Origin of the sequence: Flammeovirga aprica JL-4, assembly GCF_012844305.1 — a bacterium.
Taxonomy (GTDB): domain Bacteria; phylum Bacteroidota; class Bacteroidia; order Cytophagales; family Flammeovirgaceae; genus Flammeovirga; species Flammeovirga aprica.
Genome location: NZ_JABANE010000064.1, coordinates 39,863 through 50,330 on the forward strand (window position 1 = coordinate 39,863; position 10,468 = coordinate 50,330).

General features: G+C 33.1%; 12 protein-coding genes. 4 read left to right on the top strand and 8 right to left on the bottom strand.

The features are described 5' to 3' along the window. Nucleotides 1-281: 281 nt before the first annotated feature. Nucleotides 282-1,637, top strand: a complete 1,356-nt coding sequence (locus tag HHU12_RS20885; protein ID WP_169658683.1) for a sulfatase-like hydrolase/transferase — start codon at nt 282-284, stop codon at nt 1,635-1,637. Between the two features lie 260 nt (nt 1,638-1,897). Further along, nucleotides 1,898-3,316, top strand: a complete 1,419-nt coding sequence (locus HHU12_RS20890; protein ID WP_169658684.1) for a sulfatase family protein — start codon at nt 1,898-1,900, stop codon at nt 3,314-3,316. 65 nt (nt 3,317-3,381) lie between these two features. Here the strand turns inward: HHU12_RS20890 and HHU12_RS20895 are convergent, their stop codons facing one another. The 8 genes from HHU12_RS20895 to HHU12_RS20930 all read right to left on the bottom strand — a co-directional run bounded on the left by HHU12_RS20895 (nt 3,382) and on the right by HHU12_RS20930 (nt 8,409). Then, on the bottom strand, nt 3,382-4,119 hold the full coding sequence (locus HHU12_RS20895; protein WP_169658685.1) for a hypothetical protein: 738 nt from the start codon (nt 4,117-4,119) through the stop codon (nt 3,382-3,384). Between the two features lie 89 nt (nt 4,120-4,208). Then, a complete protein-coding gene (locus tag HHU12_RS20900; protein ID WP_169658686.1) occupies nt 4,209-4,706 on the bottom strand; it encodes a hypothetical protein in 498 nt (165 codons plus the stop codon). Nucleotides 4,707-4,861: 155 nt separating this feature from the next. Next, complete coding sequence (locus tag HHU12_RS20905) at nt 4,862-5,335, bottom strand: hypothetical protein (RefSeq protein ID WP_169658687.1); 474 nt, start codon at nt 5,333-5,335, stop codon at nt 4,862-4,864. 232 nt (nt 5,336-5,567) lie between these two features. Then, nucleotides 5,568-5,981, bottom strand: coding sequence for a hypothetical protein (locus HHU12_RS20910; RefSeq protein ID WP_169658688.1), 414 nt, complete (start codon nt 5,979-5,981; stop codon nt 5,568-5,570). An 81-nt stretch (nt 5,982-6,062) separates the two neighbouring features. Then, the gene (locus HHU12_RS20915; protein WP_169658689.1) at nt 6,063-6,335 is read right to left on the bottom strand and encodes a hypothetical protein; all 273 of its coding nucleotides are present in this window, start codon (nt 6,333-6,335) and stop codon (nt 6,063-6,065) included. A 45-nt stretch (nt 6,336-6,380) separates the two neighbouring features. Then, nucleotides 6,381-6,869 carry a hypothetical protein gene (locus HHU12_RS20920; protein WP_169658690.1) on the bottom strand — a complete coding sequence of 163 codons (489 nt, stop codon included), beginning with the start codon at nt 6,867-6,869 and terminating at the stop codon, nt 6,381-6,383. 132 nt (nt 6,870-7,001) lie between these two features. Beyond that, nucleotides 7,002-7,598 carry a hypothetical protein gene (locus HHU12_RS20925; protein WP_205959943.1) on the bottom strand — a complete coding sequence of 199 codons (597 nt, stop codon included), beginning with the start codon at nt 7,596-7,598 and terminating at the stop codon, nt 7,002-7,004. Nucleotides 7,599-7,677: 79 nt separating this feature from the next. Beyond that, nucleotides 7,678-8,409: a hypothetical protein gene (locus HHU12_RS20930; protein WP_169658692.1), complete on the bottom strand. Its 732-nt coding sequence runs from the start codon at nt 8,407-8,409 to the stop codon at nt 7,678-7,680. Nucleotides 8,410-8,728: 319 nt separating this feature from the next. Here HHU12_RS20930 and HHU12_RS20935 point away from each other — a divergent pair, with 319 nt between their 5' ends. Both HHU12_RS20935 and HHU12_RS20940 read left to right on the top strand, forming a co-directional pair. After that, on the top strand, nt 8,729-9,472 hold the full coding sequence (locus tag HHU12_RS20935) for a tyrosine-type recombinase/integrase (protein WP_169658693.1): 744 nt from the start codon (nt 8,729-8,731) through the stop codon (nt 9,470-9,472). Continuing rightward, nucleotides 9,456-10,468 (top strand): IS91 family transposase (locus HHU12_RS20940; protein ID WP_169658694.1); only part of this gene is annotated, 1,013 nt, incomplete at its 3' end. The genes HHU12_RS20935 and HHU12_RS20940, both read left to right, overlap by 17 nt.

A 10,468-nucleotide genomic window follows, 5' to 3' on the forward strand; every position in this document is an offset into this window, starting at 1 on the left:
CAAAATAACCTAACTGACAGTATTAAAAATGAGGCTTTTATGCTGATTCAGGCTAATAACCCATTATGAAATAAAAAGCTGAATTGACTAAAAAGTACATAAAAAAAACGCAAAAACACCCTTATTTTAGAGAAAAAAATGACCTTGTCAATGGTATTAAAAACCATGTTTCAAGTGTTAAACGATAGTGTCACTTGGAACTGATTATTGGTGAAGTCTCCTGACTTCGAAATGAAAGGGAACAATACAAAATCTAATTTTACGATTGAAATGTAATGAATATGATCAAGCAACTTTTTTATATAGGATATTTCCTCCTATTTTTTCTATTAAATACTAGCACCTACGCCAAAGAACCGCCCAATATCATTTTACTTTTTGTAGATGATTGGGGATGGATGGATGTGGGCTATCGCAATAATAAATATGTCACTCCTAATATAAATCAGCTGAAGGAAGAGAGTATGGAGTTTACGAGAACGTATGTTTCTACTCCCACTTGTAGCCCTAGTAGAGCGTCGATTTTGACCGGAAAAGAAGCCGTACGTATGCAGATGGTGAGACATATTGTACATTCTAATCCGGATGGCTCAAATGATGATAAATTCAGTTTTTGGAAGAAAGATCCTGTACAACGTCCGTCTATTAATTACCTTCCTTTGGAAGAAGTGACTTATGCAGAAGCTTTAAAAGAATATGGTTATTATAATGCTTTCTTTGGAAAATGGCACCTTGGTCATGCACCTTATCATCCCATTCATCAGGGGTTTGATGAACAAAATGGCACGACCAACTGGGGACATCCTAAAAGCTATTATCCACCTTATTTCAAATCAGGATTTGGTGAAATGAAAGAGGGAGAATTCTTAACGGATAATTTGACCAATCAAACCACTTCTTTTATTAAAGATTACGATAAGAAACAGCCTTTTATGATCTCGCTTTGGTACTATGGTGTGCATGGTCCACATGTGGGCAAAAAAGAGCACCTTGATTTATACAAAGGTTTACCTAAAAGGGAACAACAATATGGAGCAATGGTCACTGCAGTAGATGAATCTATCGGGCATATCAGAGAGGCTTTGAAATTAAAAGGATTGGATGAAAATACAATCATTATTCTGACTTCTGATCAGGGTGGATTTTTCTCTCAAGCTCCATTAAGTGGTGGTAAAATTGGCGGTAATACGCTGGGTGAAGGAGGTGCTAGAGTACCAATGTTGATCCATACACCTGATCCTTCCAACCACAAAAAAGAAATCGACACTCCAGTTTCTACGATTGATATCTTTCCTACTTTAATGGAAATTGCCTCTCATAAGAAATATAAAAATACTGGGATTCAAGGGGTCAGTTTGTGGTCTACTATCAACGGAAAAAAGAAAATCAAGGATAGAAATCTGTACTTTATGAGAAGCTATGAGGATCAATATGCGTCTGTTATTCAAAACGATTGGAAGATGGTAAAATACCATAGCGGGAAGAAAACTTTATTCAATATCGCTTTGGATCAATCTGAGAAAAATGATCTATATACGATAGAAACAAAGGTGGCGAAGGAGTTGGAAGATGCTTTATTGGATTGGGAAAATGAAGTGTATTCAACTTGGGAAAAGGTGGATCCGCCGGTCAACTAAAAACCGTACAAATACAAGTGTTTTTGATAGAAGTCAGAGACTTCAAAAGATCTTTTAAGCACAAGAGACGCTAGCGCTTAACTCTTGCGCTAGGGAGAAGTGGTACACTGGCGCGAATGTTAAGCATGAGCGTCATTCGTGCCCACGGATCATCAGAAATCTCCTGATTTCTAAAAACCAGAAACATTTAATGAATTAAGATCGACTACTTATAATTTAACTACGGTGCAAGAACCGAGAAATTAAATCATCAATAAAAAATGAAATACATTAATTGTACTTACATATTGTTTATCTTCTTGTTTTCACAATGTGCAATGAATACAGCACAACAAGAGAAAAAACAAGTGAATATTTTATGGCTTTTCGGGGAAGATATTGACCCTTGGATGCCCGTGTATGGTGACTCAACTATCCAAACACCAAATATCGATTTCCTAGCTCAAAATGGTGTAACTTTTACCAACTGTTTTTCGATGTCTCCAGTATGTTCTCCTGCACGTTCGGGGATCTTTACAGGAGCAATGCCAACAACTATTGGTACGCATAATCATCGTACAGGACGAATGGTCAACAAACCACTCCCGGAACATGTAAAAGTGCTTCCAGAACTTTTCAAGGCTCAAGGTTATCATACTTTTAGTGAAGGAAAAGATGACTTCAACTGGTCGTATGACTGGAATGATTACTGGTCTGGAAGTTACACGGAGAAAAAGCATTTTGGTAAAACAGGTACAGGAAGCTGGAATGATAGAGAAGAAGGGCAACCTTTCTTTGGGGTAATTGAGCTTTATGGTGGAAAGAACAAAAATAAGCCAGAGCATTTGGTTGATCCTAAGGATGTGAAAGTGATGCCTTACTACCCAGATATTCCATCTATCAGAAAGCAAATTGCAGATCATTATAATCAAATAAAAGTGACGGATAATGAAATTGGGGAATTGATAAAGCAATTAAAAAAGGATGGCTTATATGAAAATACCATCATTATTTTCTTCTCTGATAACGGTTATAACCTCCTGCGCGACAAGCAATTTTTATATGATGCTGGACTTCATATGCCTATGATTATTTCATCTCCAGGAAATCCTGATCTATTAAAACAAAGTGGTGTAAGAGAGGATCTGATGAGCTTACTTGATTTAACGGCTACTACTTTACATTTAGCGGATATTGAAGTGCCCGAATACATGGAAAGTCAAAATGTATTTGATAAAAAATATCATAGAGATTTTGTAATCGGAGCGAGAGACCGTTGTGATTTCACGATTGATCGAATTCGTTCGGTGAGAACTGAAAAATTCAAGTATATCAAGAACTTTATGACCGACCGTCCATTGATGCAATTACAATACAGATCGCATAAGAAAAGTACGATAGCGGTGATGGAGGCCTATAAAAATGGTGTAGAGTTTAGCAATGATTGGCTTTCTGACACTCGCCCTGCTGAAGAATTGTATGACCTTGAAAAAGATCCTTATGAGCTTCATAATTTAGCTTCAAACCCTGATTATAAAGCGGAATTAATTCAGCATAGAAAGACATTGGAACTTTGGATTGAAGAGACAGATGATAAAGGGCAATATCCTGAATCTCAAGAGCAGTTAAAGGCTGTATTTGAACGTTATGGAGAACGATGTATCAATCCTGAATTTGATTTTCTGAAAGCAACAAAGTAATAGTTAATATATAGATTTTTGAAGCCACTTCTGCTTTGCGGAGGTGGCTTTTTTATGGATCATAGTTACTGAATCAATTTAAATTTACCAATATCAGTACTTTTTAAATGCTTCTTTTTTGTCAATGCGAATTCATAATTCTTTGAGTCATCCATTGCAGAGACTAAAAAATAATTTCCATTGAGTTTAGTCCAGAACCCTTTATCTATCATTTCCTTTGTTTCTATATTAATAAAGCTGTAAGTCCTCTCCACCAAATCGAAGTCCAAGGTAGTTGTAGAATTTTCAACAAAATTTCTAGAACTATACATCACATGTTTAGCTTCAGGTTCAATCCCCAATAGTTGATTCATTACGGCATTATAAATAACCACTAAATGATAATTGGATCTGTAGTCACTACAGCCAGAACACAACCTTATAATTTTGATATCTCTGCCATCAATTTCTTTTTCCTCATACCAGGGTTCAACACATCCACTAGCCCCACCAATAGCTTCCAATAAGATATATTTCTTTTCTTTAAATAAGTTTTCACTTAGACTGATTATTTGTCTTTCTAAAAAAATAATATCATTAATGGAAGGTGAAGTTCTATCATATAACACGAATAATTTCTCTAAAGAGAATTGATTAAATGAAGAATATTTTGACTTCAAATTGGCTTCTGAATTACTTGTACTAGGTTTAGGTACATAATAAAAAAATTCATGGAATTTTTCACTAACACGTTTATCGGTTCTGGTATTTTGTCCAATTACAGAATGAGATATAAAAATTAATAATAGAATGAATTTAGGCATAATCTGATATTTTGGCTTTGTATTGTGTAATAAGATGAATAAACCAAGGATAGAACTTTATTGATGTTAGTACAAAGTAAATTATAAAATTACTTCGCAAATTTTCTTCCTTTCCGTCTTATTTGAAACTTAGTAAGCCTCCTTTTACTTTGTATATCAAAATCAGCAAATCCACTACCGAAACCCATTTCAATTCGTAATTCAAAAGTATTCTCTTTTTCTATCAACAATGAATCGATATTTAAATCACTACAGCCAATACTCCTGACTTTCAAATCATAAGTATCAGGTTTAAAATATTTTGTTAAAGAATCAAGCACAGTTATCCGACCCGAAGAACCATCAATTGAGCTATAATCAATATACACAGGGAAATTTAGATACCCTTGAGATAATTTATCAAGTATCTTAATTTTTAGATTAGATGAATCAACCTCATTTTCAAACGAGGTTTTATATAAATGATATTCACTTTCTTCACCTGCGACTGCAGTACAATAGGAGTAATGGTAATATCCATCCTTTTGTTTTTCAGAATAAACACATGAGGTTAAAAGAAGTAAGAACAGTCCAATTAATTTTTGCATTAGTTATCAAGTTGATTGCCTGTGGTAACGAAGTTGCTAAACTATAAACATAGCTTTCTTAGAAGAGACTTGTCATATTAGCTTGTGCTAACTCTATGTTTAATTATTATAATCTATTGTTTTGTAATCAACAAAAAAGTATCCTGAACTAAGCATTACTTTTTTATTGATTCTAGGGTTTCATCCGCCATCCATTTCATATTTACCGTAGGATCTGATGAAGGTGATGTTTCTTGTAATTGCTCTTCTGTCAATGCAGTATTTGCCGAGAGATTTTCTATAATTTGAATTATATTTTTATCAACTGTTTTGGATTCTTTGAAATACCAAATAGCATCATATACCACCCAATGTGCAGGATCGTTCAAGAACTTTTTCATTGCATTATTTATTTCTAGGTCATCAAATTTCTCTAACCTTCTAAATGCAATCGCAATTACTCTTTTGACATGAAAGTTTTTGTGATTAAGGTATTTATCAACCAATAAATTTTTCTTAAGTAGTTCAATGTCCTTCAACTCAGCAAACTGATTTCCAAGCCTTATTTCTTCAATTGGCATTAAAAACTCTTTCTCCCCTATTTCTTCGAGAAGGGTTATATAATTTTTTATCTTTTCTCTTAAAATCATTTTTGTCAATGTTTGCTAGCTTATTTGCTAAACTTCATTCAGCAGGCCTTTCAACCGAGAACTAAAGTTTCAGCTACAGTGTCAGTTTATATTTCTCTAAATATAGTTCAATCTTCTAGAGGGTGCAAGATTAGGTTGGCGGAGAATTATTTCAGCTATTAATGACTAAAATACGACCAGTAGGCTTGTCGAGTGATGAATTATATTTCGGTTGATTTTGATGTTGTTTAATTTAGTCCTCCGATAAATACTGTTTCAGAATATCCATTTTAATATCAAAAATTAAGTTTTGCATACCTTTTTTAGATAATAATTCAACGGGAATATCACTGTTTATATTATGAGTCAACCATATGGTATCATTAGGTTGCAATTTGATGTACTCAAAATATCCAATAGTACTAATTGGGATAAATGTTGTAGACTTCGGTAATAGGTTAAATTTTAATTTTCGATCTATACTATCATAGTCATATTGTAATTTCTGATAATATTGAGTATGATTTTTTATCTCATCCAAGGGTAGTATTTGATCACTAAATATAAAGCCTTTATGCTCCATTCTAAATGGATAATGTAGTTGTACTTTCAAAGTATCACTTTCAAAATTTCTAATGTATAGATTTTCACCATGATCACAACTCATTAAAAGAAAGTTTAGAAAAATAAAATACAATAATGAAGTTTTACTCATCTTTAATAAATCCAAGTTTGTTTAATATAGAGGTTAGCTGTTATCAGAGGCTTTATTAGTGTGTAAAACCTTTACACTTTTGATATTCATTATTTTATTTTGGTATGTTGGTTTTGATCTGAAAATAAAAGCTTGATTTCGTTTATCTGTACCAACATGATAAATATTAATCCCTTTTTGAACAAAATAGGTATATAATTTATTCATACTATTTAGTTTTCCTGTATTGTAAAGTGAGTCAGGTATAACAACATAATATTTATCAGGAATGTATGAGGTGTCTGGAAAAGGTATAAAATCATGCATACCTAAATTAGAATAATTTTCAATACTTTTCTTTGTAAATAAGTATTAGTATGAATTTGATATCGGCAATTGATTAAATTCATTCATAGCTGAATCTTTACCATATAAAATGGTAAGTAGTTCATATTTATTGAATGGCTTCTGGTTAAGAGAATCAGAAATATTCTCTAAAAGGTATTGGTAGTGTTTATGAGCAACATCTTTAAGACTCATTCTTTCAAGACTCAATACATAAAAAAGATGATAGTTAGATGACTTTGGAATTGAATCCGATAATTTTCGAAAAAGATGGATAGTTAAACTATCATTTCCATTATTGTATTCGATATTTATCTTACGTTTTATGCCATATATATTATTAGAGTCTTTTTCATAAAGTCTATTCACCAACAATTTCCACGTTTTATCATGTTGAGGAATTGCAGATAAACTATCAATACTGTGAATCAGAGATTTAACTGTATCTTCATTATTTATTTTTCTATTGCAACCCAAAAAAGTGAATAGTGATGTTAGAAGTATAATATATTTCATTTGTATTGTTATTGTCATTGACGAAATTACTATGCTACGAGCGAGGATGTGTCGAGACTTGGAGCTTTAGCTACTGTTTATTGCCTTTATAATATTAAAAAGATCTATTATCAATCTTTTATTACTTCAATACTAAAGCTTTACTTTAGCCATATAGATAACAAATATTATTGTTAAAACTATACTGACCAAATACTGTATTTCAATAATATTTTTTTTATTCTCCTCAACATCTTTTCTTCTTACCCTTGCTTTTAGTAAAGTATAAAATCTTTCAAACTCTGTTATTTCTAATGAATCAAGTTTAATATTCTGTCCTGACATCAATACAATTGTTAGTGTTCTCCCCTTGTAAAGTATTGAATTATTCTTCTCAAACCATGATCTATTATTAGTAATTTTATACCTTGAACGATAAATACGACCTATATTAGTTATATCGATTTGTTTTGTAGTGAATAGTAAGGGGTATGTAATAATTAGCTTACTTCCTATTAAATCCATCTTTTTTACAAGAAGGACCTGCAGGCATGAAATAACTAAAAAAAAGAAACTTCCACCTGAAAAAATTAACATGATTATTTTGGCAGTTTCCCTATCAGTCCCTTCGACTTTCATATCATTCCAATTAGTGTGATAGAAAACATATAATAATGCAGATGCGACAAGCATACTTAACACCCCAATGACTATAATTTTATAATTTACTTTAGAATAAAAATCATACATTCCTTACTCTTACATGTGGTTTGACACATAACGTATAAACTACGACCAGCAGACATGTCGACCGGTGGGTAGAGATTAGCTATTGTTTGGGTTGTATTAGAGTGGTATAATGATGAAAAATAGATTCATCAACCTCACATGTAATTTCATTTGATATAAAATTAGAAAAACGAACCCTTAGTTTTGTTGTTGACTTACCTCTAAAAATAGGAATTTGACTAATTAAAACCTCATTTGGAAATAGATTGAATTCATCTTCTCCCATAGAACAACCTATTTTAAAATATGACCTGCCAACACTTATAAATTTACCTTGAGAGTTTTGTATTTCAAGTCCTACGTGAGGGTAATCTATTCCATGTCCAATAAAAGCCAAACTATTACTTCTATTAATTATGAATAATGGATAACTTTTACCCCAACCATAATTCATAATTTGTGTAGTGTCAATTTTCACTTCTAATACTGTTGTATCACTGTAGTATTTACTATTAGCTTTAAATTCTTCTTGACTTAATAGATGTCCACAATATAAGTCATAAATTTTTCTGGAATGTCTTAAAGTAGTATCATTAAACTTTATGCCACTATACTCTATTTCATGATGAAATTTGATTTCAGGTTTTAACAGAAATGTATCTTCTAAGTTTCCAATATAAAATATATCAAAATAGTTTTTCTTTGAAAACCAGTCAAATTCAATCCATGACTTTTCTTTAAATCCTGATTGCTTTAAAACTGGAAGTTTTGTCTCGTTTTTACAAGAGTATAATGAAGAAATTAATATTATGGCACTAATTATATATCTCATTGATATTGATAAAGTTAACTTATAACCTCCAATGTAATGGCTAAATTACAACCAACAGGTGCGTCACCCGATGGATGGAGATTAGCTATTGTTGAACAAAAGCTCCGCTAGCTAAAGCCCTCTATTTTTTACCTTTACATCTTAATGAATTTTATAACACCTTAAATTTCGTAAGATGAAAAAAAAATAGGTACTATACTAGACAAGGCCTTTAATATTCCTGGTTTCAAAGAGATGTACAACGAATTATATCGTAACATGTCTCTAAGTGGAAAGTCGAAGTCTACCTTTGATAACTACATCAAGTCTATTGCTAAAATTGCATTTTAACAAGACTCCTCTTGAACTTTCCGATGATGAAATTAATGATTATCTACTTCAGCTCAAAGAAAAAAAGCAAACTTCTTATACTGCTTTCAAACACTATGTTTATGCATTGAGATATATCTTTAAATATTCAGGAAGGGAAGAAAAAAACATCAAGCTTCCGGTATTGAAAAAGAAAAAGGCGATTCCTGATATCTTGTCAGTCGAGGAATGTAAAGCCATCTTTAAAATACCTGACTTACTGAAGTACAGGGTGATGTTCGCTCTGATTTACTCGGCGGGATTAAGAATTAGAGAAGTCGCTCAGCTTAAGATTGCCGATATCGATCTACAAAGAATGACGATCTATGTCAGAGATACAAAATATGATAAAAACAGAGTGGTGCCTCTTGCTGAAAATAGGAAAGTTGGTATCAAAAAATACCTTGAAACTGAAAATCCAAATATATGGCTTTTCCAAGGATACGGATCTCAAAAACATATAGCGACGACTTCTATTGGAAGAATGCTTAAGCAGACAGTGAAGGCGGCGAAGATTAACAAAAAAGTCACCACACATACCTTAAGGCACACTTACGCTACACACTGCGTCGAAATGGGGATGGACCCTTTTACATTAAAGGAACTGCTCGGGCATGAATCGCTTCAAACCACATTGGAGTATATCAATCTAACAACCGTCAAAAAATCCAATTCCTTCTCGCCTTTCGACAAGATCTATGAAACCAAAAATTGAGATCAGTCACATTCTCAATCGGCAACAATTTTGGAGGACTTCTACTCATTTTCTCAGCAGACAGAAATTCGACCTGCATGCGATAACACTTTGTAGGACGGCTAAACTCGGAAGGCATATCGACTACTGTGAAAAGTGCAGTGAAGTAAGAATTTCATACAACAGTTGCAGAAATAGAAACTGCCCGAAATGTCAGGCAACTTATAGAGAAAAATGGATCGCAAAACGAGAAGAGGAAGTGCTGGACGTACCTTATTTTCATACTGTATTTACGGTGTCTCATAAATTGAATGATCTCTTTCTGCATGAGCCTGAATTGATGTATAATCTGCTTTTTAAAACTGTCTGGGAAACAGTCAGAACATTCGGAAGCAAAAGTCTAGAGGGAGAAATGGGAATGATCGCAGTGCTTCATACTTGGGGACAAAATTTGAGTCTGCACCCTCACCTGCATTGCATTATTCCGGGAGGAGCGCTTTGCAATGGTAAACATTGGAAAGGCAGTGATAAAACGGGGAAGTACCTTTTCCCAGCGAAAGCATTAGCAAAAATGTTCAGAGCAAAACTTGTAGATCAAATAAGAAAGAATGATACATCAAAAGCGTATTTTGACCAAAGTATAGCGAAAAGTTGTTTTGAAAAAGAATGGGTAGTTTATGCCAAAAGACCTTTTGGAGGTGCTAAACAGGTCATCGAATACCTTGGAAGATACACGCACAAAACTGCCATCTCAAACCACCGCTTATTGGATTACTCACAAGGAAAAGTCACTTTCTCTTACAAGGATTACAGAACTGGTGCAAACAAAAAAGAGATGACACTCTCTGATGTAGATTTTATCAAAAGATACAGCATGCATTTGCTTCCAAAGGGTTTTAGGAGGATCAGGCATTTTGGGTTTTACAATGGAGCTATCAAAAAAGTCAAAATAGAGAAAATTAGAAAGTCTATCGGCCAGAAAACACCCCAAAAGGTAGAATGGGACTGGATCAAAAT